The organism is Paraburkholderia sp. WC7.3g, from assembly GCF_050436345.1.
In the GTDB taxonomy this organism is placed as follows: domain Bacteria; phylum Pseudomonadota; class Gammaproteobacteria; order Burkholderiales; family Burkholderiaceae; genus Paraburkholderia; species Paraburkholderia podalyriae.
In genome coordinates this window covers 1,307,948-1,330,587 of the sequence record NZ_JBNDMA010000001.1, presented here as the reverse complement: position 1 = coordinate 1,330,587, position 22,640 = coordinate 1,307,948, and the positions used below count along the sequence as shown (strand labels likewise).

The window sequence follows — 22,640 nt, the reverse complement described above, 5'->3', positions numbered from 1 at the left end:
AAAGCGCGTAAAAGAAATTTACTCATTGTCATTCGGAACGGTAGATTTTGTAGTCCGCAGCGCACCGCCCTTGCCTAGCGCCCGTCGCGTCTCTACCAGCGTCATCCGCGCGGCGCGCGCATCGGCGGCCAGGCGCAGCAGCGCGCCGAGTTGCGACGGTTGCCGCAGCAGTTGGCGCAGAATCAGCCCCAGCGCCGTGGTGCCGTCGTCGCGCAAGCCCGCCGTCGCGGCGGGCGGCAGCGTACGCCAGGCAGGATCGACGACCGCGCGACACACGGCGAACGGCACACCGTGCGCGGCAGCGGTTGCGCCGGCGATATGCGATTCCATGTCCACCGCGAGCGCGCCGGTCGATTCGTGCAGCGCGCGTTTGTCTTCAGCGGTGATCAACGGCGCGGCGACCGCCGCCATCGCGCCGCGGCGCAGACGTCCCGCGAGCCCTTCAGCCGTCACGGCGGCGGCGATCCGCTCGGTCCACTGCCGATCCGTATCGATACGCCCAAACGGCCCATACACCACATCCGCTACGATCAGCGCGCCCGGCTCCAAATCCGGCGCGAGTCCACCCGCGGTGCCGACAACTGACGATCCCCGCCGCGCCGCGAGCGACCGCCGCGTTCAGCGCGCGCTCGAGCAGATCGGCGCGCGCGGCATACACGACCTCGACGCGCTCGCTGCCGTCGCCACGCGCAATGCGCGCCTCGAACGCCATGCCCGCCACGACGATCACCGGCAAGCTGCTATCGCCCGCCCCGACGGACGGGATCATCGACACAGACATCCGTCACATCCCAACCGCGACGCGCGTGAGCCCATTGCGCTTCAGATGACGGAAGCGCGCGAGCGCCCACAGCGGGAAGAACTTGCGATAGCCGTGGTAGCGCAGATAAAACACGCGCGGAAAGCCGGTCGCGGTAAAGCGCGTTTCGTCCCACAACCCATGCTCGCGCTGCTCACGCCGCAGATAGTCGATACCGCGCGCTACCGCCTGGTGATCGACCTCGCCCGCCGCCATCAGCCCGAGCAACGCCCACGCGGTTTGCGACGCGGTGCTCGGCGCGCGCTCGTAGCCGCGATAGTCGAGCTTGTAGCTCTCGCCGCCCTCGCCCCAGCCGCCGTCCTCGTTCTGGATCGACACGAGCCATTGCACCGCGCGCCGCATGCGCGGGTCGTCGTGCGGCATACCGGCCGCGTTCAGAGAGCACAGCGCGGTCCACGTGCCGTAGATGTAGTTCAGGCCCCAGCGGCCGTACCAGCTGCCGTCCGACTCCTGCTCCTGCAGCATGTAGTCAAACGCGCGCCGCGCCGGCTCGCTGCTTGGTGGCAGCTCGCCGATCTGCGCGAGCATCGACAGACAGCGGCCCGACACGTCCGCGGTCGGCGGATCGAGCAGCGCGCCGTGGTCCGAGAACGGAATGTTGTTCAGGTAGTACTGCGTGTTTTCCGGTTCGAACGCGCCCCAGCCGCCGTCGCTGCTCTGCATGCCGACCACCCATTCGCGCGCGCGCGCGATCGCTTCGTGATCCACATCGGATTGCGTGAGCGCCGCAGAGCGGTGCATCGCCATCGCGACCACCGCCGTATCATCGACATCGGGGTAATGCGCGTTGTTGTACTGGAACGCCCAGCCGCCCGGCCGCACGTTCGCGCGGCGCGAAATCCAGTCGCCGCGCACATCGAGAATCTGCAGCGGCCGCAGCCACTCGAGCCCGCGTTCGGCCGCCTGTTCGGCGCGCGCCTCGCCGGTTTCGAGCAGCGCGTGCGCGGCGAGCGACGTGTCCCACACCGGCGACAGACACGGCTGGCAATAGGCTTCGTCGTCCTTGATGACGAGCAGCTTGTCGAGCGACTTGCGCGCGATCGCGCGATGCGGATGATCGGCCGGATAGCCGAGCACGTCGTACATGATCACCGAGTTGGCCATCGCCGGGAAAATCGCGCCGAGGCCGTCCTCGCCGTTCAGCCGTTCGTCGACGAACGCGACAGCCGCGCGGATTGCGCGCTCGCGGTTCGCCTTCGGCAACAGGCCGTCGACCGCGCGCAGCACCGTATCGACACAACGGAAAAAGCCGAACCAGCCCGCGTGCTGATGCGGTGCGCGCTCCTTCATGCCGGTGTTCACCGGCGCGCCGCGGAACAGTTCGTCGATGCGCACTTTACGCGGATTGCGCGCGAGCGGCCGCTTCGCGTTGAGCACGAGCAGCGGCACGATCACGGTACGCGCCCAATACGACACCTTCGACAGATGGAACGGGAACCACATCGGCAGCAGCATGATCTCGACCGGCATCATCGGCACCGCACGCCACGACACCACGCCAAACAGGGCAAGCAGGATTCGCGTGAACACGTTCACGTGTTCCGCGCCGCCGTGCGCGAGGATCGCGTCGCGCGCGCGCACCATGTGCTCGGCGTCGATCGGGTCGCCGATCATCTTCAGCGCGAAGTACGCCTTCACGCTCGCGCTGACGTCGAGCGCGCCGTCGGCAAATAGCGGCCAGCCGCCGTTCGGCAACTGGATGCGGCGCAGATAACGCGCAATCTTCTGTTCGAGTTCGAGGTTCGGCGTTTCGCCGAGATAGTGAACCAGCAGCACGTATTCGGCAGGAATCGTCGCGTCGGCTTCGAGTTCGTAGAGCCAATGGCCGTCGGGACGCTGCGCGGCCAGGATCGCATCGGTCGCGCGCGTGATCGATGTGTCGAGCGCGCTCGCGCCGTCGCCTTGCTCAGGCGCCGGCGTTGCGGTTGCCAATGCGTCCGCCACGGCGGGCGCGTTGGCAACCACGGCAGCTTCGGCCGGATTCAGCGCCGCATCGGCGGCTTCGGGCAGCACCGCGTCGAGCGGCGGGGTTTGAGATAAGTCGTTCATCGGCGTTCCATCGGTTGATTCAGAAACGTGTCCGCGGCCTTCTGGCCGGAGCGGATCGCGCCTTCGAGCATCGCGGGCAGGCCGGTTGCCGTCCAGTCGCCCGCGAGCAGCAAGTTGTTCCAGCGAGTGCGCGTGCCGGGCCGCAGCGTCTCCTGCGCGGGCAGCGCGGCAAACGTCGCGCGCGGTTCCATCACGACCTGCCACCGCGGCAGCGGCGCGAGCGGCAGATTCACCGCCTGCGCGACCTCGGCCCAGACGGTCGCCGCGAGCGCGTCGTGCGGCGTGTCGAAGAGCCGCTCGGCGCCATTGAGCGTCACCGACAGGCGCTCGTCGAACGCAAACAGCCATTCGGCCGTTCCGTTCAGCAGCGCGGTGATCTGCGGCAGGCCGAACGGCGGCTCGACCGCGAAATGCACGTTGAGCGCGGCCGCGAAGCGGGTCGGCGCGCGCAGACCCGGCACCAGCGACGCCGCAGCGTCGGGCGGCAGCGCGAGAATCACCGCCTCGTTCGCGCCGAGCGCGATGCTCTCATCGTCGAAATGCAGCGCCTGCACACGGGCCGGGTCGGCCGCGAACGTGATGTCGCGCAGACGCGAACCGAGCCGGATCGTCGCGCCGCCATGTTGCAACAGCCGCAGCGCCGGATCGACGAACGCGCTGCCAAGACCGTTACGCGCGACCAGCGGCCGGCACGCGAGCCCGCCCGCAAGCAGCGTTTCGCGCACGAGCGCGCCGGTCAACCCGGCCGACGCATCGCCCGGCTCCAGATTCAGTAGCGCACGCAGTAGCGGCCGCAGCAGCCGGTCCCACAGCGGTCCGTGGCAGCGCATCGTCTGCGCGACGCTGCGGCCCGGCTTCGCGAACAGCAGCGGCACGAGCGACAGGTAATCGGTCGGGCCCGTGTTGGGCACGCGCGCGCGTGCATCGAAAATCCACCACGGCAAGCGCCCCGGCGACAGACGCACGGTCCAGCGCGCACGCGTGGCCAGATCGACGAACGGATACTCGGGCCGCGCGGGGCCGACCAGTTCGCCGGCGGCGCCGATCGCGCGCGTGTAGTTCAGCGTCGCCGCATTGGCCGACAGCACGACGTGATTGCCGCTGTCGAGCGTCGCACCGAGCTTCGCGTCATAGTATGAACGGCAGCGGCCGCCCGCGTAATGCTGCGCTTCATGCAGCACGACCCGCGCGCCGCGCCGTTGCAACTGCACAGCGGCGGCGAGCCCGGCCACGCCCGCGCCGACTACGTGGACGAGCCTCGGCATCAGCTCAGAAAAGCGCGTAGCGCGCGACGATCCACAGCAGGCGCAGCTTCGGCTTGCTGACCTTGCTGCGCGGAACGTCGAAGCCGCGCTCCAGCGTGCGCTCGAGCAGCACGCGATAGACGCCCGACATGATGCGCGGTGCGCGCACGTGGCCGCGCGGCTCGCGATCCATGATCGCGTCGGACTCGGCGAAGTGCTGCTTCGCGCGCTCGGCGAGCGTCGCGCAGACGAGCGGCAGAGTCGGATCGTCGGCGATCTGCGTCGGGCTCGTCACCGCGATGCCTTCGCGCGCGAGCAACTCGCGCGGCAGATAGCAGCGGTTGATGTCGGCGTCTTCGTCGATGTCGCGCAGGATGTTGGTGAGCTGCAGCGCGCGGCCGAGATGATGCGCGAGCAGCCGGCCCGGCTCGTCGCGCATCCCGAATATCCTCACCGACAGACGGCCGGCCGCGCTCGCGACGCGGTCGCAATAGAGGTCGAGCGTGGCGTCGTCGGGCGCGCAGATGTCGGCGGCGGCGTCCATCGCCATGCCGTCGATCATCGCGTGAAAATCCTCGCGTTGCAGATGAAACGTGTGAATGTGCCGCGTCAGCGCGCGTAGCGACGCGCGCGGCTTGCCCGCATAGCACGCGTCGATGTCGGCGCGCCATTGCTCGAGACCGGCCGCGCGTTCGGCGCGCGGCCGGTCGCTGTCGGCGATGTCGTCGACGGCGCGGCAGAAGGCGTAGACCTGGTACATCGCATCGCGCTGCGCCGGCGGCAGGATGCGCATGGCGAGATAAAACGAGCTGCCGGATGTGGCGGCAGCGGCGTCGATTTCAGTATCGTCCACGACAAGATTGGAAACAGCCAAGACGATCTCCGCTGGAGGCGCCCGCTGAAAGGCGTTCAAAGAGGTTTTTTATGCCGACCCGCAGGGCGGTGCGCCCACGCGCGCGGACACGCGCGAAACATCCGGCTGGGCGGCCGGAAACGGCGAAAAGTATAGCAATCTTTGCCGGTGACCGCAGTTTCGCCGGCCAATGGGGCGGGAATGAAGGCCGCCGGGCGCGGCGGGTTCGACCGCGCCGCCCTCGCTAGCGAATCAGGCGCCCGCGAGCCGGAACGCGACCGCGCAGTTGCGGCCCTGGCGCTTCGCGCTGTACAGCGCCGCGTCGGCCTCGTTGATCAGCACGTCGTAGGTGAGCACGCCGTCGCGCGCCGACGCGCCGCCGAGGCTCGCGGTGACCGGCACGCTGGTGCCGATCAGCTCGACCGGCGTTTCCTCGATCACGCGCCGGATCTTTTCCGCCACCAGCATGGCGTCGTCGAGCGGCGTGCACGGCAACAGCAGCGCGAATTCCTCGCCGCCGAAGCGCCCGAACGTGTCCTGCGCGCGCACCATGCCGGCGACGCGCTGCGCCATCACGCGCAGCACCGTATCGCCGACGCCGTGACCGAACTGGTCATTGATTTTCTTGAAGTGATCGAGATCGAACAGCAGCATCGACATGTCGCCGCCATAGCGCTGCCAGCGCGTGAACTCGTCGCGCAGCCGCGCTTCGAAAAACCGCCGGTTCGCGATGTCGGTCAGCCCGTCGCGATTCGCGTACTCCTGCAGCTTCGCGACCGCATCCTCGCGTTCACGCTGCACGATGCTCACATGCGTCACGTCGGAGATCGTCACGCACACGGCCACCACTTCGCGACCGCGCATCAGCGGCATGAACGTGCAGTCCTGCTGCATGAAGTCGACCCCGCCGGTGATCGGCCGGTCGTGATCGAACTTGAACAGGTACGGGCGCTGCTCCCACGAGCTGAACGCGAAGCTGCCGAGTTGAAACACGCTCTCGATCTTGCGCGACAGCCACACGTGCGGCAGCTCCGGAAAGTTCAGGTAGATCGAGCGGCCGACCACCTGCTCCGCCGACAGGCCGCTATGGTCCTGCATGAAGCGATTCCACATCAGCACGTTCAGTTCGCGGTCGAGCACGAAGATGCCAAACCCGACCCGCTCGACCACGAGCTCGCTCAACGATTCCATGGAGACATTCATAGGCTTGACAGCAGCGCATCGAGCGCTTCATTCATGTGGCGGATCGAGTCTTCGGGCATCAGCATCACCAGATGCGCGCGAAAACTCTGATGTTCCAGCGCGAAATTTACTTCGACGAGCAGCGCCACCTGCCATTGCAGCATGCCGGGCTGGAACACTTCGTCGAGCGTCAGCGTGTCGCCGAGCATGCCCGGCGCGGAAAACACCGGCGTGCGGCCGAGCTGGTCGAGTATCGACGACACGCACGCGCCGGACAGCAGGTTCGCGACGTCGAGCATCAGTTCGCGCTCGCTGATCGCCTCGTAGCTGGAGCGCGCGTACGGGTCGCTCACGAGCGAACACAACTGCGCGATGCTGTCGCTGCGGCAGATCACCAGCACCTCGCCCTTGATGTCGGAACGAAAGCCCTGGCGCACCGCGCTGACTGTATCGTCGATGTGGGTCATCTCGCGCAGCGTGCGCGCCGCGTCGCTCACCGCGACCATTCGCACGCGCGGCACCGACAGCTCGATAAACGAATCGAGCAGCCGCGCGAGCCGCGTTGCGGCCCGGCCCATCGCGAGATTGGCGATTTCCTGTAGCGCGTCGCGCTGGTCTTCGGTGAAGGCGGGCTCAGACATACAAGCCGTACTCCTGGAGGATGGGCAGGACCGCCTCCGGCGTCACCGGTTTGGCGATGAACGCGATCGCGCCGAGCTCGCGCACGCGGGCCTGGGCGAGCGGCTGCACGTCGGCTGAAACGACGATCACGAAGGTATTGAGGTCCTCGTGCTGCAACGCTTCGAGGACCTGGTAGCCGGTCATGTCCGGCATCGTCAGATCGAGAAACATCACCGACGCCTTGCCCTCTCGATACAGCGAGAGCGCCTCGCGCCCGTTCGTCGCGTAGGACACGTCGACGGCCCAGTCCGGCGGCAGTGCCTTCGTGAGCAACTTGCGGGCGAGCAGCGAATCGTCGGCGATCACAATGGGGAGCATGGCAACGGCAGGTCGGGCGGTTTGGGCAGGTCGGATAAAGGAATGGGCTCGTTCGTCTGCGCGTTTTCCGCGCCTGGTTGTTCGCGTTCTTCGTTCATTCCGACAGGGAGGGCGGCACGCCTTGGCGTGACACCGACCGACGCGCGACCAGGTACAGTGGCGCCTGTCGAATTTGCAGTTGCCTTTGGCGAGAGGGGTGCGAAATGCAGCGGGACGCGTTTGGCGGACTTTGACGATCCCGCGCACAGATGCGGCAATGGCCTTTTTATCGTGTGAGGATTGTCGAAGCAAAGCCGCGCAAAAGCAACTCGCCCGAATCGCTGACGGTAACGATCTGTTTCCAGACTAGGCTAATTTCAGAAATTATTATATCGTCGGGACGGGAATTTCCTATGTTTATACTTTTGTGTACGTTTGCGCTTGCCGATTCGTCGCTGTTTTAAAGCCGCTCTTAAAGCACTGCCGGCACGGCACACGCCTGTCCCCCACGCTTTACGGCAAATTTTTCCGCGCTGCGTCTATGCTTGTTCTGGAGGCGGCATGGTGCCGGCAACGGCCCGAGACGTGGCTGCCAGATTCGAACGACTTTTCGCCTCAACGACAATGACATCAAACCGGGTCGACTCTGCGCGTGCGGGCCGCCTTTCGGATCGTCCTGCCCGCGAGCGGGACGACGCGTCGTTTCCCGCCGTGCCGGAACAGAACTTCCAGGTGCGCCGCATCACGCTGATCGCGCTGCTGGTCGCGGCGATCGTGCTGCCGTTGGTCTACGTCACGGCGATGGCAATCGCCGATCTGCGCTCGCGCGAGGCCGACGCGACCGATCTGGCGCTGCGTACGGTGCGCGTCGCCGAAGAACACGCGTTGAAGGTGTTCGACATGAACGAGACGCTGAACTCGCGCATCGTCGATCTGACCGACGGCCTCGACGACGACGGCATCCGCGCGCGCGAACACACGATTCACGGCAAGCTGCGCACGATGGGCGGCGGCTATCCGCAGGTGGCCTCGGTGTCGATCTTCGGTCGCGAGGGCGCGCTGCTCGCGAGCAGCCGCCTGTATCCATCGCCGGAAATTTCGATCGGCCGGCGCGACGATTTCATCGGCATCCGCGACGGCAACCCGCTCGAACACGTGTCGAAAATGATGACCGGGCACGTGAGCGGCGAGCAGGTGTTCCACATGGGCGTCGCGCGTCAGGCGCCCAATGGCTCGTTCGCGGGCGTCGTGTCGATTGCGCTGCGGCCCAGCTATTTCGACGCGTTCTATCGCGAGCTGCTCGGCAGCAGCGACGCCACGCCGATCATCATGAGCCTCGTGCGCACCGACGGCGCGGTGCTCGCGCATTACCCGCGCGGCCCGCGCGAGCCGACCGCGATCGCGTCCGATTCGCCGTTCGCCGAAGCGGTCAGGCAGGGGCAGCGCTTCGGCGTCGTGCGGATGCGCTCGAGCTTCGCCGACGGCAATCTGATCGTGGCGTTCCGGCACGTCGGCTCGTATCCGGTCTACGTGCTGTGCGGCTATCGCACGTCGGCGATCTGGGCCGCCTGGTACTCGCACCTGAGCGTGCTGATCCTGTCGATGTTCACGCCGTCGATCGTGCTGTGGTGCGTGATCTGGCTGTCGCTGCGCCGCCTCGGCGCCGAAGAGGACGCGTGGCAGCGCTGGCAGGCCGAGGCATCGATGCGCCGCTCGGTCGAATCCGCGTATCGCCAGTCGCGCAAGATGGAAGCGCTCGGCACGCTGGTCGGCAGCGTCGCGCACGACTTCAATAACCTGCTGATGATCCTGTCGGCCAACGTGCAGATCGTGCGACGGCGCGGCGTCGGCGGACTCGAGCGCGAACTGTCGGCAATGGAGCGCGCGTTGAAGAGCGGTCAGTCGCTGACGCGGCAGCTGCTCGGCGTTGCGCGCAAGCAGCCGCTGCGCACCGAGACGCTATCGCTCGAACGCTGGCTGCCGTCGTGCCGCGAACTGCTGCGCGCGTCGCTCGGCGCGAAGGTGTCGCTCGTCATCGATCGCGGCGTCGACACCTGGCCGGTGCGCGTCGACGTCGCCGAGCTCGAGCTCGCGCTGATCAACGTCGCCGTCAATGCGCGCGATGCGATGCCCAACGGCGGGCGCTTCACCGTGCGCGCGAGCAACGTCGTGTTCCGCCGCGAGGACGGCTTTCCGCTGACCGGCGAGTTCGTGCAACTGTCGCTCGAAGACACCGGCGCCGGCATGGCGCCCGACGTGCTCGCGCGCGCGTTCGAGCCGCTTTTCACGACCAAGCCCAAAGGCATGGGCACGGGACTCGGGCTGCCGCAGGTATTCGCGTTCTGCGAGGGCTCGGGCGGGCTCGCGGCGATTGACAGCGCGATCGGAGCAGGCACCTCGGTGCGGCTCTATCTGCCGCGCGCGTCGGCCGAGCCGCAGACGGCTGGGCCGGCCGAAGCGCTCGCGCCCGAAAGCGGCGCGCCGCAGGGTCTGCGCGTGCTGCTGGTCGAGGACAACGAAGAAGTGGCCGCCGGCACCGAAGCGCTGCTGCAGATGATGGGTCACCAGGTCACCTGCGTGTTCAACGCCGACACGGCGTTGCGCGTGCTGGACGACGCTCGCGCGACTCGCGCGGGCACCGGCGAACCGCTGCCGTTCGATCTGGTGCTGTCGGACATTCACATGCCCGGCACCATGAGCGGCATCGATCTGGCCGAAGCGGTGCTCACGTTCGACCCGCAGCTGCCGGTCATTCTCGTCACCGGCTACGCGGAAGAGCTCGACCGCGCGCGGCACGTGAACGTGCACGTGCTGTCCAAGCCGTTCGATATCGGACTGCTCGAGAAGCTGCTCGACACGATCCAGCACGACGCCGTGCAAACCGGCACCGCGACGGCCACGCATCCGGCCGATACCTGACGTCTGCGTCATCCCGGCGTCATTTACCAAAGCTTGTAAAAAGCACGGCGATCGCACTCCGCGCCGGTTTGCATCGCGAGCCCGCGTCATGCGTAGCGCGGCGGGCATCGCGGCCGGGCATCGGGCGCGGCTCCGCCGCGCGACGGTGTGGGGGCATGAAGGTTGCGTGTCCCAAGACGGCAAAGTGACGGCGCCTCGGGTGCCGCCCGTTCCAGCAGAACATGTCGGGAGACGACCATGCAACATACCGTGATTGGTTTATTCGACACCTACTTGCAGGCTGAAACCGCCCGCGACACGCTCGTGCAAACCGGTTTTGCACGCGAGAGGGTCGAGTTGCAGGCGAACGCCGAACCCTCCGTCGGTTCGGCCACCAGCGAAGTCGCCAACGCGGGCGTGCTCGCGAACATCGAGCGCTTTCTCGCCAGTCTGTTCTCGACCGGGCCGCGTCAGTCGGACACCGCGCGCTATGCCGAGGCAATGCGGCGCGGCGCGGTGCTCGTGTGCGTCCACGCGGCGAGCCAGTCTCATGCGGAGCTGGCGCGCAATACGCTGGTACGGCTCGGCGCGACCGATATCGGCGACCGCCTGCCCGAAGCGGACACGCCGGTCGGAACCTCGCGCGACCATTCGGTGCTCGATGAGCTGGGCATCGGCGCGGTGATGCCGGGTACGCCCCGCACGTCGAGCGTGACGACCGAGGCGGGCGCGACGCGGGGCATGCGGGATACCACGGCGACACCCGGGGCCACGGGCGCGAGTTCGACTAGCGGCGCAGCGGGTGCCGCGAGTGCGGCGGGTATGACCGAATCGACTGGAATCGCGGGCGCGACGGGCGCCACTTCGGCGACCGGCACGACCGCCGACACCATGCAACCCGGCGCCACCCCACGAGCCGATCCGCTGGCCCCCATGCCGCCGGCCGACATCGGCACCAGCGCCGAGCCGTTCGCGCCGCCACCGGTCAGCGAACGGCCGATCAGCGATCCGCTCAACGAACCCGTCGCCCACCCGCTCGCCGGCGATGCGGGACGCAGCGCGATCGCCGCCGGCTCCGTGCCGGGATCGGGCGCAGTGATGCAGCCGTCCGACATCGTCCCTGAAGGCGGACAGCCGGGTGCGGGTCCCGGCGCTCAGATGCCGAACGAATATCTGGAGTACGAAGAAGATTTCCGCTCGCACTACGACGAGCAGTACGCGGCCGCGAACGCGCGCTACGAAGACTATGTGCCCGCCTACCGCTACGGCGCGGAGATCGGTCGCGATGCGCAATTCCGCGGTCGTCCGTGGGAAGAGATCGAGCCTGAAGCACGCCGCCATTGGGAAGCCACGTCGTCGGACAGCACGTGGGAGCGCTTCAAGCTCGCGGTGCGTCACGGGTGGGAGCGGGTGACCGGGCATCACCACGTGTAGCCGATGCGGCGATCCGGCGGTCCGGCGGTCCGGCGGTCCGGCCGGCCTCGGCGGTGCTCGCAAGCGTTGCAAGCACCGCGGGCGTCGAGCCGGGCGAAACGAGCGCGGCCGCGTCGCGCGGCGCGCGCCGTGTCCTCGGTGCTTCGACGGAGGATCAGGGGGCGGTCAGTCGCGCGAGGCTCAGCTACACCGCCCCATGCCGCTTGACCCACGCGACGTAGCGATCCATGAAAGTTTGCAGGAACTTGCGCGTGCCGTCGTTGACGATCTCGCCTTTCTCATTGATCACCGACGGATCGTGCTTGATGAAGATCTCGGGCTGCCCCATCATTGGGACGTCGAGATAGGCAAGCACGTTGCGCAGATGCTGCTGCGCGAGCGCCGTACCGGTCGCGCCGACCGAAGTGCCGATCACCGCGCCGGGCTTGTCGGCCCACGAATTCGTGCCCCACGGCCGCGAGCCCCAGTCGAGCGCGTTCTTCAGCACGCCTGGGATCGAGCGGTTGTATTCAGGCGTCACGAACAGCAGGCCGTCAGCAGCTTCCACGCGCTCCTTGAGCTTTTTGCCGGCTTCGGGATAGTCGGCGTCGTATTCCTGGGAGTACAGCGGCAAGGAGCCGATATCGATATATTCGAAGGTGAAATCGGATGGAGCGAGGGAAATCACCGCCTTAGCCAGTTGGCGGTTGAACGAGTCCCGCCGCAGGCTGCCGACGACAACTGCAATGTGATAGGCCATGGTTCGCTTCCTCGGGGTAAGGCGCTCGACGCGCAGAGAGTACGAACTGTTCATCATAGGCAAAAGCGGCGCGAAACGCCCAGGCGTTGGCGGATTTGGCGAGGCGATAGCGGATCGGGAAGGGTTCTTGCACCGCCACCGGTGGATAACCTCGCAAGCCGAAAAGTTATCCACAGAATCGCTGAATAACCTTGTGGATAAGTGAGACTTTTGCCTTGTCAATCAAGCATGCCTTCGGGCCAAGCCGATCTGAGGCAATTGGACACGACCGACACTCTGGAGGATCGGATCATGAGTCTCGACTACGCAGGAAAATCACACGACGAAGCCGTCGCCGCGCGCAAGAAGGTAAAGCAACGCGCGCAGGAGCCCGCGGGCGGCGAGATGGCCGTCGACGGCGTCGAAGCTGATGGCACGCATGGCTGCGGCGAGTTGTCGGAGAAAGGCAAGCAGGTTTGGCGCACGGGCGCCGGACTTGATGGCGGGGGCAAGGCGCCAAGCCGTTAGGGGTTTGCGGCTTGCCTACCAGCCGTGGATAGAAGGGGCTGCTTTGCGCCGCCCTTTCCCATCCGCGCTGAACGCGAAAAGGGCGCCGTTGCCGGCGCCCTCTTTCCTTGTGCTGCGTTGCGGCCTGTTTCGACGTGCCGATCAGATGCCGAAAAATACGTTGCAGTACGACGCCGGGCCGTTGCAGGCCGAAGCCGGAGCGGCCGCGCTCCCACAAACCGCGAAGACGAGAAGACATCATTTTGTAGATTGAAATAATCCTCATTGCGTAACCGCGTCAAATCGGCGCTCGACCGCAAGCTCCGGGCGGTCCGTACAGCGATTCAAAAGCTTTGTTGCACGCAAGCTGGACATTTCATTTCTCGCAACAATTAATTTCCGGTGTCATAAGCGGCGGCGCCGCGCGACCAAGCTCCTCGGGCTATCGATTGCCAGGGAGCATATGTTCAATACCGATTCGCTTGGGCATGAACGTGAGGCAGAATGGCGCACGCATCCGCAGCCTCTGCAAGGACGACCATCCGCTCATGAATCACGACGTTTCCGGGCAACACGCACAGCACATGGCGCGGCCGACAGCGCATCGATGGGGCTCGCCGTGACGCAACCGGGCCCCTCGCTCGACGATCCGATCTATCTGGCGCAATTGCGGCGCGACCTCGTGCGCTTCGCCCGCCTGCAATTACGCGATGCCGCGGCTGCCGAGGACGCCGTGCAGGAAGCGCTGACCGCCGCGTGGACTCAGGCCGCGCGTTTCGCCGCGCAGTCCGAGCATAAGACCTGGGTGTTCGGCATCCTGCGCCACAAGCTCGTCGACACGCTGCGCGCGCGCCAGCGCACGGTCAATCTGTCGGCGCTCGAAGCCGAACTCGACGGTGAGGCGTTGCTCGATCGCGAACTCTTCAAGGACAACGGCCACTGGTCGCGCGAGACCAAACCGCGTCCGTGGCCGACCCCCGAAACCGCATTGCGCCAGCAGCAGTTCTGGACGCTGTTCGAGATGTGCCTCGAGCATCTGCCCGAGCACATCGGACGCGTGTTCATGATGCGTGAGTTTCTCGAACTCGACATCGCGGCAATCTGCGCCGAACTGCAGATCAACGCGAATCATTGCAGCGTGCTGATCTATCGCGCGCGGCTGCGACTGCGCACGTGCCTGAGCGAAAAAGGCCTATCCAGCGAGGACGCGAATGGGGAAGTGTAAGGACATCACACGGCTGCTATCCGATGCGCTCGACCGCTCGCTGTCGACTGGCGAATGGGTCGCGATCCGGCTGCATCTGCCGACCTGCAGCGGGTGCCGGAACTATCGCAAACAGATCCGCCTGCTGCGGGTCGCGGCGCATGTGGCGGGCGGAGCGGCGGCAGTGGACGGAGCGGTGAGCGGCGACGAGTGAGGCGGCGGGGCCGGGGAGCGCACGGCTGTTGAAGCTTGGTCGCTTCGCGGCTTTACCGCGCCGCAGTTCAGCGCTCGCCGGGCGGCTTGCCTGCTTGCGTGCGTCGTCAACACGAGGCGAAGAAGGGCGACGCCGTTGTTCGCGCCGTCGTCACGTCAACGCGCTCCAAAGTACGAGCGTCTGCAACACCGATCACACCAGCAAAGCCTGCGTATGCGATCCATCCTTGGCGTCTCTCAGAGGGCATTCATTTGAGAGGCGCCGTGCTCGACGGACAGGGAATTCTAATCGTGCTCGTGTTTGCTGAACGAGTAAGGGTGAACCAGCACAAGGTTCCCTGCTGACGGTAAGATCGCGACCGGAGTTGTTCGGCGTTTCACTGCATCGAAATCGGCGTCTGTCTGAACGTCAGGCACGCGACGCCCACCCCATACTTGCGCGCAAACTGGGCGGGGGTCGTCAGGATGCGGTGCGTCCCAAGCGACCTCCAAGGATTCGCCGGACGGGAATTCGAGAATGAGTGAATCCGCAGTAAGAGGCAGCAACTGACCTGACGCATCCTGGATATACGCCTTGATCTGTTTCGGTTCGGTCATATTTTCCTCCGGTGGGTGTGGTGACGATCGAGATCAGCGATGCTCATCAGGCCCCGTCGACATTGTCCGAGAACAACCACGCGCGGCGCCCGACGCGGAACGGGCCAATCGCGCTTTTGCGGGGATTGTTCGATGGGCCAGTCGTCGTTCTCAACGCAGCGGATCAGCTTCGGCCACTGGGCGCGCAGGTAGGTCAGTCCCATGCCGAGCAATTCGGCTTCGTCGAACAGGCCAGGCTGTTCCGGAGGCCCGCCTCGCTTTTTTGCGCCGAACAGTTCGCGTCGGTAGACAGGAGCCGTTCTTCGGCGAAATCGCGTTCCACGGTCACGAGGCACAGCGCGCTGCGGACCTCTTCGTGCTCGCGTTGAAGCGAACCGTACTCCTCGCGTATCGCGAGAAACGCATTGAGTTTGTCGACCGTGATGGCGACCTTGATCGGCATGCTGGTTGGACAGGCATGCCGATCACGTGTTCAACTGAGCGAGGATCAATCGGGTTCAATCGCATCGACAGTTCGACAGATCGAACTCGACGTCGTTCGACAGGCACACATGCAACGCGAGCGTCGTCGACTGTGGGGACGATGTGGGCAATGTCGACGGCGGCGTCGAAACGACCGGCACAAAAGCCGACTGCGACGACTCGATCGCTCGCATTCCGCTGGGTACCATGTCGATCGCTGCACCGTCGACAAGCATCAGGGCTCGAGCCTGTTGTCGCTGCTGGTACTGTGCAATCCATTTGCGCAACTGGTTCGGATTAACATCATCCTCATTTGCCAGCGATCGACACGCCCGACTTCAGGCACTGCTCGACGAGTTCTTCCAGTGCGCCTTTATCGTACTCGCGCCGGCCATCGCGCTTCATGCCGATTACCAGGCGACTCTTGAGGTCCTTCTTTTCGTTCACCGAGCATCGCGCCCAGCACAATGATGATGCCGACATCGCCGAGCAACGCGCGGCCGCCTTTGCTGAACGCGCTCGCGACCGCTTCGAGCGGCAGGCCGGCCGCGAAGCCAGCGGCGAACGTGCCGACCAGGATCGAGAGGAACGGCGCGAGCTTCAGCACGCTGATGAAGATGATGATCAGTGCGAGTCCAAGCGCGCACGACAGGATCAGTTGGGTGTCATGGGCGGCCTACGGTGTCAGTGTTGTCGTTAAAGGCACGGTAGCGTTTTTCTCTCTTCGTTTTCAGTCGATCGATGCAGTCACGAGCAGGTTGTCGCGCGGGCGCTTTTTTGCCGGTCGATTGTGGCGGGAGGGGATAGATCGGGCGTTGGGCAATGCTTTGCTACGCCAGCATGATTTGCTTATGCGAATTTATCGGTTCGTCCAGGCCGGCAGACGAATTATTGTCTGAGCCAATCGGACCATCTTTTGGCGTTCGTCAAATTCTTTTTCAACGAGTATTCTCATGCCCCGCGATCCGCTGCTGACGCGCCGTACATTTCTTGCCGGCGTAGGTGCAACGCTGGCCGCTGCCGCGGTGCCTGTCTTTTCCGCCGACGCATTTGCCGCCGATGAACATGCAAAAGAGCTTTGCATCGGGTACCAGAAAGCCGCGAGCACCCTCGTATTGTTGAAGGCGCACGGCACGCTCGAAAAACGGCTGGCTCCACTCGGCATCGCAGTCAAATGGACCGAGTTTCCGGCTGGTCCGCAATTGCTGGAAGGGCTAAACGTCGGTGCAATTGACTTCGGCTATGTGGGCGAAGCGCCGCCCGTGTTCGCGCAGGCCGCTGGCGCCAATTTCGTCTATACCGCGTATGAAATTCCGACACCGCACGCCGAAGGCATCCTCGTGCATCCCGATGCGCCAATCAGGACATTGGCCGATCTGAAGCGAAAGAAGATTGCGCTGAACAAGGGCTCGGATGTGCACTGGTTTCTCGTCGCCGCGCTGCAGAAGAACGGCGTGAAGTTCAGCGAGATTCAACCCGTTTACTTGCCGCCCGCTGATGCGCGCGCGGCCTTCGAGCGCGGTGCTGTCGATGCCTGGGCGATCTGGATCCATTCCTCGAAGCCGCGAAACGGCAGACGAACGCGCGGCTGCTCGCCGATGCTGAGGGTATCGTGAGTCACCACCAGTTCTTTCTGAGCGCGCGGCCATTCGCGCAACAGAACGGCGAGATCCTGGCGATCGTGATCGATGAAGTGGGCAAGGAAGGGCAGTGGGTGCGCAGCCATTACAGTGAGGCCGCCGCACAACTCGCGCCGATTCAAGGACTCGACGCGAGCGTGATCGAATCGGGCTTGCGCCATTACGCACACATCTACAAGCCCGTCGACGCGAACGTGCTCGCCGAGCAGCAGCGCATCGCGAATACGTTCACCGAACTGCACCTGATTCCGACGAAGATCGTCACCAAGGATGCCGCGCTGTCGGATAAAGCGTAGCGAAGCAGGTCGAGACTGCTTGCGCGTATCGTTCCGTTCGGTGGTCTCGCGGTCAGGCGAAAAGCGCTGCGACATTTTCCGGCGGGCGGCCGATGACGGCCCGCCCGTTCCTGACGACGATCGGGCGTTGCAACAGAATCGGATGCTTCGCCAATGCTTCGTAGAGCTGGAGGTCCGTCAACGCTGGATCGGCAAGACTCAGCTCCTTATATTCAGCTTCGGTGTCGCGGATCATTTCGCGGACGGGGCAGCCAAGTTGAGCGTTGAGACTTTTGAGCTCCGCGACGGTGAGCGGCGCCTTCAGATACTCAACGATTTCCGTCGCTTCGTTTGCGGAGTTGTAGCTGTTCGCGACAAGTTCATAAGCCGCGCGCGATTTGGAGCAGCGGGAGTTGTGATAGATGGTGATCATGGCTTGGCTCTGGGCTTGTGGCGTTGAAGGTAGCGTTGAAGGTAGCGTTGAAGGTAGCGTGTTGAAGGTAGCGTTGAAGGTAGCGTTGAAGGTAGCGTTGAAGGTAGCGTTGAAGGTAGCGTTGAAGGTAGCGTTGAAGGTAGCGTTGAAGGTAGCGTTGAAGGTAGCGTTGAAGGTAGCGTTGAAGGTAGCGTTGAAGGTAGCGTTGAAGGTAGCGTTGAAGGTAGCGTTGAAGGTAGCGTTGAAGGTAGCTGTGACGGTTAGGAGGTTGCGCAATTTTAGCGGGTGACCTGACGACATCGCACCTGATGACTGTTCGGCATGCGCGCTGTTTGAACGATCGTTGCAGGGTGGCGGTTTATGCGCATAAATCGGGGCTGCTTTCGAGGTGAGTGGGAACCGCCTAACATTCGCAACCGGAGATCTAGCGGCGCTTGCGATTCACTCGTGCAGGCGCAATACAAACGACAACATGAAAACGTGCGCCGGTGAAGCGTCGGCGACACGGCTTCCAGTTACCGCCAACTCCGGTGAAGAGCGGCGTTGGGCGAGTCCGTGGCGAATGCTCCCCTGCGCGCCGTTTGCCATCCGAGCTTTATGCGCATAAAGTCTGGCACCGCCTCGGTCGCTCAGATGCGCGCGCTCCTTTTTCACAACGGGTCAGCCGAGAATCACGGACAGTCGGCGGCAACTGAGCACGCAGTACGCGAGCATTCATTTCTCTCCCTTCTCCGCCGCCAGACAGCGATCAGCCACGCCTGAACCTCAGTCCACACTTCGTCGCCTATCACGCAAGAACCCCTGCCTGGCTCCGATGCCTCTTTATGCGCATAAACCCTTTGCCGAATGGCCTATTTCCGAATTTCGCTTACTTAAATCATTTGAAATAGCAATTCAACCAGGTAAAATCCATTTGCGTCTAAAAAGAGGAGGTGAAATTTGGCGGCAGAAATCATCGCGGTAACACAGCAGAAAGGCGGGGTCGGGAAGAGCACCATCGCGATGCATCTCGGCGCCGCATTTCACGAGAAAGGCAAACGCGTTCTCGTCGTCGACGCGGATGGCCAAAACACCCTGATTCACTGGGCCAGCGCTGCGTCCGACGGCGACACCGGCATTCCATTCGCGGTGGTCAACCTGTCCGAAGCAGGCAGCCAGATCCATCGCGAGATCAAGAAGTTCGTGGCTGATTACGACATCATCGTCGTCGACTGCCCGCCCTCCATCACCGAAAAAGTCTCCGGCGTCGTTCTGCTGGCGGCGAGCGTCGCGGTGATTCCAACGTCGTCGTCTCCCGCCGATTACTGGTCGAGCATCGGCCTCGTCAAGCTGGTCCAGCAAGCGCAGGTCATGAATGAAGACCTACGCGCCGTGTTCCTGCTCAACAAGACCGAAGAGAAACGGATGCTGACGCGCGAACTGAAGCGCGCTTTGGAAGAACTCGGCTTTCCTCTCCTCAAGACCCAGATTCCCACGCGCGAGGCCTACAAGCAGGCAATGGCGTTAGGGCAAACGGTGCTTCAGATGAACGACCGCGGCGCGAAGCTCGCTGCGCTCGAAGTACGGGCGTGCGCGAACGAGATCGCCGCCTTGCTCCCGTGAATTTATGCGCATAAAGGACCCTGAATGAAACCGTCCCAGTTCGCCAAAGGCTTTCAAGCACGTCCTGACACGACCAGCAGCGAGAAGCGCACCGCGCTCGACCGTCTGAATGCGATCGACGGCCTGGTCGGAAACGAGTCGAAAGCTCCCGCCATCGCCGGGCGTCCGATTCCGGCCATCGTGCCCTCGCGTCTGCAGGACGCCGAGATCCCTGATCCAGACAACGAATCGGCGGCCTACCGCGCATGGCGGCTCGAGCACGGCTATCGTCCCGGGCAGGTCATCGAACTGGCGCTCAAAACCATCAAGCCGAGCCCGTTCAATCCACGGCACTTCTATGTGAAGTCGTCGATTGCGGAACTCGCCGTCAATCTGGCGAAGCAGGGGCAGCAGCAGGCGATTCACGTCATTCCCGACTACGACAACCCTGGCACCTACTTCGTCAGTGACGGCGGTCGACGCGTGCGCGCGCTGAAAGAAGCAAACAAGGAGTCGGTGAAAGCGATCGTCATCGATGTGCCGATCGGCATCCAGAGCTACAAGCTAGGTTACGACCTCAACGTGCAGCGCGACTCGCAGACGGTGTTCGACAACGCGGTCGTCTGGCGACGCTTTCTCGACGAGCGGCATTTCCAGAGTCAGAAGGAACTGGCCGAACACCTCGGACTCGACGAATCGACGGTCGCAGTCGCGCTGTCCATCGCCAAGCTTCCGGAAACCGTGATGCAGGAGATGGTCGCGCGCCCGGACCGCTTCGGATCGAACATGGCGTATCAGGTGGGCCGCTATCACACGGCTCGCGGCGCGGACGCGACGCTGCGACTGATCAACCGGATCGTTTCCGACGATCTGAGCACACGCCAGGTCGCCGACATCGTCAAAGGTCGAGCGAGCGCGCAGGAAAGCGTCAAACCGGCGGGCCGGCAGCGCTATGCGCAACGTCTGGAAATCAAGCTTGGCGGTGTGTCGGTGGGCGATCTGAAGTCGTACGGGGACGACCGGCTCGAGTTGCGCCTGAAAGGCCTCACGCGTGAAAAGCGCGACGACATCCTGCGGCAGATCGAGAAGATGCTGAAGTAAGACGTGAGGGGCGGTGCGCGTCCACCGCACCGCCTCGAGTTTAAAGGCCGTTATTGACCCATCAGGCCGCGCGCGACTGATTCAGCGTAAAGGCGAGCAGATCGCCATCGGTCGGTTCGCCCCAGGTCCTGCGCGCGAGCCAGTCGAAGAACGCCGTTTCGACGATCTTCGAGTCGAGCCCGCGTCGCCGCCAATCGTCACGCATGTGCGTGCCGAGCCCCGGCAATTCCTCTTCCTCGAACGACTGCCGCGCGATATCGCGCTCCGACTCGCCCTGCTCGTTGTATAACTCGTAGGCCTGCTTGCGACGGTAAGCGGAGTATTCGCCGAGCAGACGCGCCTTCAGATCGTCGGGCGGTGACGCCGCGGCCTTGCCCGCGCCACCGCCCGATGGCAGCGCCTCGACCGGCGGCGCGTAGCCTTTCTTCAACGCATCCTTGAACAGCGCCGGCGCGCTGCGCACCGGCGGCAGCGACGTGCTGCGCATGCGCTGCTCGGTCATCTGCAGCGCGGCGCGGATCCGGTTCTCCTCGCTGTCCGCGTAAAGCGTCTGCGCTTCTTTGAGCGGAATGCCGATCTTCACCATCCGGTCGACGAGCGTGCTGTCGAACACGTTCGGATGTTCGTCGAGCGCAAGCATCGGCTGCTTCCGTTCGGTCACGCGGAACTGGATCTCGGCAACGCGCCGACCCTCGCGATGCTCGATCAGCTCGACAAAAATGTTCGTGACCGCGTTGACCTCGGCAATCGCCGGGCGCAGATAATCGCGCTTGAAATACTTGTACTCGCGCTTCGCTTCGTCGCCGGCTTCGGTATCCGGCGTGCCCGATAGAATCGGCCGCCACCATTCCCAGGTCTCGCGCATCGTCAGATGGCTCGGGTTGGTCAGGTAGCGCACGCAGATCTCGTAGAGCGCAAGGCCCGCGCTACTGCGCAGCTGGCTTTGGAACTGCAGACTCAGCCGCGCATACTGAACCGGATCGAGCAGCTTCTTCTTGATCTTCGGCGCAAACGAAAATTCGACCCACACGCGGCGCGTGGTCGGATCTTCGAGAATTTCCGCATCCGCGATCAGCGTTGAAATACCCCATTTGCGGCCGGGCTTCTGACTCGAGGTGCCGGTGCTCCACTCGACCTGCACCGACACCATGCGCCGCAGGTGCTCCTTGACGAGCGCGGTGTCATTGGAATCGAACGCGGAATTGGCGACGATGTCGGACAGCAGCGCTCGATATGTGTCGCCCGACTCATCCGCTTGCTGGGCCACCGCGAGCAGCACGTTAAAAAGCTTGCGCGTGAGCAGCGTGATCTTGCCGCTCTTGGGCTGGATCGCGATCGCCTCGACGGCTTTGCGCAGCTCAGCCGAGCTCGGGCTGACAACATCGGTCTTTTTCGCGCGCTTCGTGGCCATGCGTCGGGGTGAGGAGGGGGGATTTCGCGAGAGCATACCGGCTGTGGTGATACGCGTCTATAGCGCCCACCTCACCATTGCCGGTGAAGCGAGTTTACGGAGCGCAACTCACCTCGAGCAGTTCCCGAAAACCCTCACCTCGGCTGCGTGCGGCCAGGATCGGCCTCTCCTTGCCGGTCGCGGCGTTTGCGAATCCGGCGAGTTTCGCTGCATGCGGGAACGGAGAGCATTCGATCCCGAATCTCCTCACCTCCAAAATTTTCGCGGATTTTTTCGATATGTGGTGTCGACGGGTGGTGTGCGTGGCGGGTGATGACTTCGTCGAGCGGCTTGGCGTCGATGGAATGCCTGCGCAGTATTGACAAACCCGGTTACTGAGCGCGCTGTCTCATCAGCGGGAACCGGCCATTCACGCGACTCCCGGTACGGTCCGGCGCACGGCCCAGCGCCTCGTCAGCGGTCTTCAGTACGTCAGGTTTCCCCATCGTCGGTGGCTCCGCGCGATTACGTCAGGTGCCTATCCTGACGATTGAGTCCTCAGCGCCAAGAGCCTGCCCGCACAAACCATCGGTCTTCCTTTTACCAACCGAGGCTCATTCGCACGGCGGGAAAATGAGACTTCGCACTTGGTCCGCAACTGCTGCAATGGCGAGATCGAGCCACACGCAAGCGCTCACCACTCGAGCGCCCCCGAAAAAGCTCACCGTAGCACCACGGAGCAGCGCGACATGACATGCGCTGATGTCGCGCCGGTACCGCACTTCCTCATGCGACCTTCTGAAAAGTCCTCACCTTCGGCGTTTCAGGAGGCACAAGCGCATCAGTCCAGAGACCTCCTGAAAACCCTCACCTTTGCCGCCATACAGGAAAAACTCCAATGATTTCACGGAGTTACGACGTTCGAGGCCGACGCTCGAACGACGGGTACTCCCGCAAAATCTCACCTAGAGCCTGTTTTTCGCACCGCAGCACTTTTTATTTCCTCGGCCCGAATCTCCCGGAAAATCTCACCTTGGCGATCAGACGCCAGGTTTACTTGC

The 22,640-nt window shown here is 64.1% G+C and carries 22 protein-coding genes and 3 pseudogenes; 9 read left to right on the top strand and 16 right to left on the bottom strand.

All coding sequences use genetic code 11. From position 1 onward, the window contains the following. Window positions 1–18: 18 nt before the first annotated feature. The 7 genes and pseudogenes from OKW43_RS06175 to OKW43_RS06145 all read right to left on the bottom strand — a co-directional run bounded on the left by OKW43_RS06175 (window position 19) and on the right by OKW43_RS06145 (window position 7,147). Window positions 19–781 (bottom strand): annotated as a pseudogene (locus OKW43_RS06175) (phosphorylase). 3 nt (window positions 782–784) lie between these two features. Continuing rightward, window positions 785–2,869: a squalene--hopene cyclase gene (gene shc / locus OKW43_RS06170; RefSeq protein WP_429445876.1), complete on the bottom strand. Its 2,085-nt coding sequence runs from the start codon at window positions 2,867–2,869 to the stop codon at window positions 785–787. After that, entirely contained in the window at window positions 2,866–4,134 is a 1,269-nt protein-coding gene (gene hpnE, locus OKW43_RS06165) for a hydroxysqualene dehydroxylase HpnE (RefSeq protein WP_187635402.1), read from the bottom strand. Before hpnE ends, shc begins: the two co-directional genes overlap by 4 nt. Window positions 4,135–4,138: 4 nt before the next feature. Beyond that, entirely contained in the window at window positions 4,139–4,987 is an 849-nt protein-coding gene (gene hpnD, locus OKW43_RS06160; protein ID WP_187635403.1) for a presqualene diphosphate synthase HpnD, read from the bottom strand. Between the two features lie 231 nt (window positions 4,988–5,218). Beyond that, a complete protein-coding gene (locus OKW43_RS06155; protein WP_187635404.1) occupies window positions 5,219–6,169 on the bottom strand; it encodes a sensor domain-containing diguanylate cyclase in 951 nt (316 codons plus the stop codon). Then, complete coding sequence (locus tag OKW43_RS06150; protein ID WP_187635405.1) at window positions 6,166–6,789, bottom strand: chemotaxis protein CheC; 624 nt, start codon at window positions 6,787–6,789, stop codon at window positions 6,166–6,168. The genes OKW43_RS06155 and OKW43_RS06150 overlap by 4 nt, the downstream gene beginning before the upstream one ends. Beyond that, window positions 6,782–7,147: a response regulator gene (locus tag OKW43_RS06145; protein WP_429445872.1), complete on the bottom strand. Its 366-nt coding sequence runs from the start codon at window positions 7,145–7,147 to the stop codon at window positions 6,782–6,784. Before OKW43_RS06145 ends, OKW43_RS06150 begins: the two co-directional genes overlap by 8 nt. Window positions 7,148–7,750: 603 nt before the next feature. On the opposite strand from OKW43_RS06145, the gene OKW43_RS06140 reads away from it, so the two are divergent. Beyond that, window positions 7,751–10,045, top strand: a complete 2,295-nt coding sequence (locus OKW43_RS06140; protein ID WP_429445870.1) for an ATP-binding protein — start codon at window positions 7,751–7,753, stop codon at window positions 10,043–10,045. Between the two features lie 237 nt (window positions 10,046–10,282). After that, window positions 10,283–11,458: a hypothetical protein gene (locus OKW43_RS06135; RefSeq protein WP_187635408.1), complete on the top strand. Its 1,176-nt coding sequence runs from the start codon at window positions 10,283–10,285 to the stop codon at window positions 11,456–11,458. Between the two features lie 184 nt (window positions 11,459–11,642). Here the strand turns inward: OKW43_RS06135 and OKW43_RS06130 are convergent, their stop codons facing one another. Beyond that, entirely contained in the window at window positions 11,643–12,197 is a 555-nt protein-coding gene (locus tag OKW43_RS06130) for an NADPH-dependent FMN reductase (protein WP_187635409.1), read from the bottom strand. Between the two features lie 291 nt (window positions 12,198–12,488). Here OKW43_RS06130 and OKW43_RS06125 point away from each other — a divergent pair, with 291 nt between their 5' ends. From OKW43_RS06125 to OKW43_RS06115, 3 genes are all read left to right on the top strand, one after another. Further along, the gene (locus OKW43_RS06125; RefSeq protein ID WP_187635410.1) at window positions 12,489–12,704 is read left to right on the top strand and encodes a hypothetical protein; all 216 of its coding nucleotides are present in this window, start codon (window positions 12,489–12,491) and stop codon (window positions 12,702–12,704) included. A gap of 586 nt (window positions 12,705–13,290) precedes the next feature. After that, window positions 13,291–13,908 carry an RNA polymerase factor sigma-70 gene (locus OKW43_RS06120; RefSeq protein WP_187635411.1) on the top strand — a complete coding sequence of 206 codons (618 nt, stop codon included), beginning with the start codon at window positions 13,291–13,293 and terminating at the stop codon, window positions 13,906–13,908. Then, complete coding sequence (locus OKW43_RS06115) at window positions 13,895–14,101, top strand: zf-HC2 domain-containing protein (protein WP_187635412.1); 207 nt, start codon at window positions 13,895–13,897, stop codon at window positions 14,099–14,101. Before OKW43_RS06120 ends, OKW43_RS06115 begins: the two co-directional genes overlap by 14 nt. Window positions 14,102–14,385: 284 nt before the next feature. On the opposite strand, the gene OKW43_RS06110 is transcribed toward OKW43_RS06115, so the two are convergent. The 6 genes and pseudogenes from OKW43_RS06110 to OKW43_RS06085 form a co-directional block, all read right to left on the bottom strand. Then, window positions 14,386–14,697 carry a hypothetical protein gene (locus OKW43_RS06110; RefSeq protein ID WP_429445867.1) on the bottom strand — a complete coding sequence of 104 codons (312 nt, stop codon included), beginning with the start codon at window positions 14,695–14,697 and terminating at the stop codon, window positions 14,386–14,388. Further along, on the bottom strand, window positions 14,694–14,900 hold the full coding sequence (locus OKW43_RS06105) for a hypothetical protein (protein ID WP_187635414.1): 207 nt from the start codon (window positions 14,898–14,900) through the stop codon (window positions 14,694–14,696). Before OKW43_RS06105 ends, OKW43_RS06110 begins: the two co-directional genes overlap by 4 nt. Next, window positions 14,891–15,139 carry a hypothetical protein gene (locus OKW43_RS06100; RefSeq protein WP_187635415.1) on the bottom strand — a complete coding sequence of 83 codons (249 nt, stop codon included), beginning with the start codon at window positions 15,137–15,139 and terminating at the stop codon, window positions 14,891–14,893. Before OKW43_RS06100 ends, OKW43_RS06105 begins: the two co-directional genes overlap by 10 nt. 55 nt (window positions 15,140–15,194) lie before the next feature. Continuing rightward, window positions 15,195–15,395, bottom strand: a complete 201-nt coding sequence (locus OKW43_RS06095) for a hypothetical protein (RefSeq protein WP_429445864.1) — start codon at window positions 15,393–15,395, stop codon at window positions 15,195–15,197. Window positions 15,396–15,468: 73 nt separating this feature from the next. After that, entirely contained in the window at window positions 15,469–15,606 is a 138-nt protein-coding gene (locus OKW43_RS06090) for a hypothetical protein (RefSeq protein ID WP_429445862.1), read from the bottom strand. After that, window positions 15,605–15,817: pseudogene (locus tag OKW43_RS06085) on the bottom strand (gluconate transporter); the annotation flags it as partial. The pseudogene OKW43_RS06085 and the gene OKW43_RS06090, both read right to left, overlap by 2 nt. A gap of 295 nt (window positions 15,818–16,112) precedes the next feature. On the opposite strand from OKW43_RS06085, the pseudogene OKW43_RS06080 reads away from it, so the two are divergent. Continuing rightward, window positions 16,113–17,095 (top strand): annotated as a pseudogene (locus tag OKW43_RS06080) (sulfonate ABC transporter substrate-binding protein). 52 nt (window positions 17,096–17,147) lie between these two features. Here the strand turns inward: OKW43_RS06080 and arsC are convergent. Further along, window positions 17,148–17,507 (bottom strand): arsenate reductase (glutaredoxin), encoded by a 360-nt coding sequence (gene arsC / locus OKW43_RS06075; protein WP_429445860.1) that lies wholly within the window; start codon window positions 17,505–17,507, stop codon window positions 17,148–17,150. On the opposite strand from arsC, the gene OKW43_RS06070 reads away from it, so the two are divergent. From OKW43_RS06070 to OKW43_RS06060, 3 genes are all read left to right on the top strand, one after another. After that, complete coding sequence (locus OKW43_RS06070; RefSeq protein WP_429445858.1) at window positions 17,497–17,796, top strand: hypothetical protein; 300 nt, start codon at window positions 17,497–17,499, stop codon at window positions 17,794–17,796. The two genes, arsC and OKW43_RS06070, sit on opposite strands and share 11 nt — an antisense overlap. 650 nt (window positions 17,797–18,446) lie before the next feature. Then, window positions 18,447–19,109, top strand: coding sequence for a ParA family partition ATPase (gene parA / locus OKW43_RS06065; RefSeq protein ID WP_187635418.1), 663 nt, complete (start codon window positions 18,447–18,449; stop codon window positions 19,107–19,109). 24 nt (window positions 19,110–19,133) lie between these two features. Then, window positions 19,134–20,189 (top strand): ParB/RepB/Spo0J family partition protein, encoded by a 1,056-nt coding sequence (locus tag OKW43_RS06060; protein WP_187635419.1) that lies wholly within the window; start codon window positions 19,134–19,136, stop codon window positions 20,187–20,189. A 61-nt stretch (window positions 20,190–20,250) separates the two neighbouring features. On the opposite strand, the gene OKW43_RS06055 is transcribed toward OKW43_RS06060, so the two are convergent. After that, window positions 20,251–21,600 (bottom strand): replication initiation protein, encoded by a 1,350-nt coding sequence (locus tag OKW43_RS06055; protein ID WP_187635420.1) that lies wholly within the window; start codon window positions 21,598–21,600, stop codon window positions 20,251–20,253. Window positions 21,601–22,640 lie beyond the last annotated feature (1,040 nt).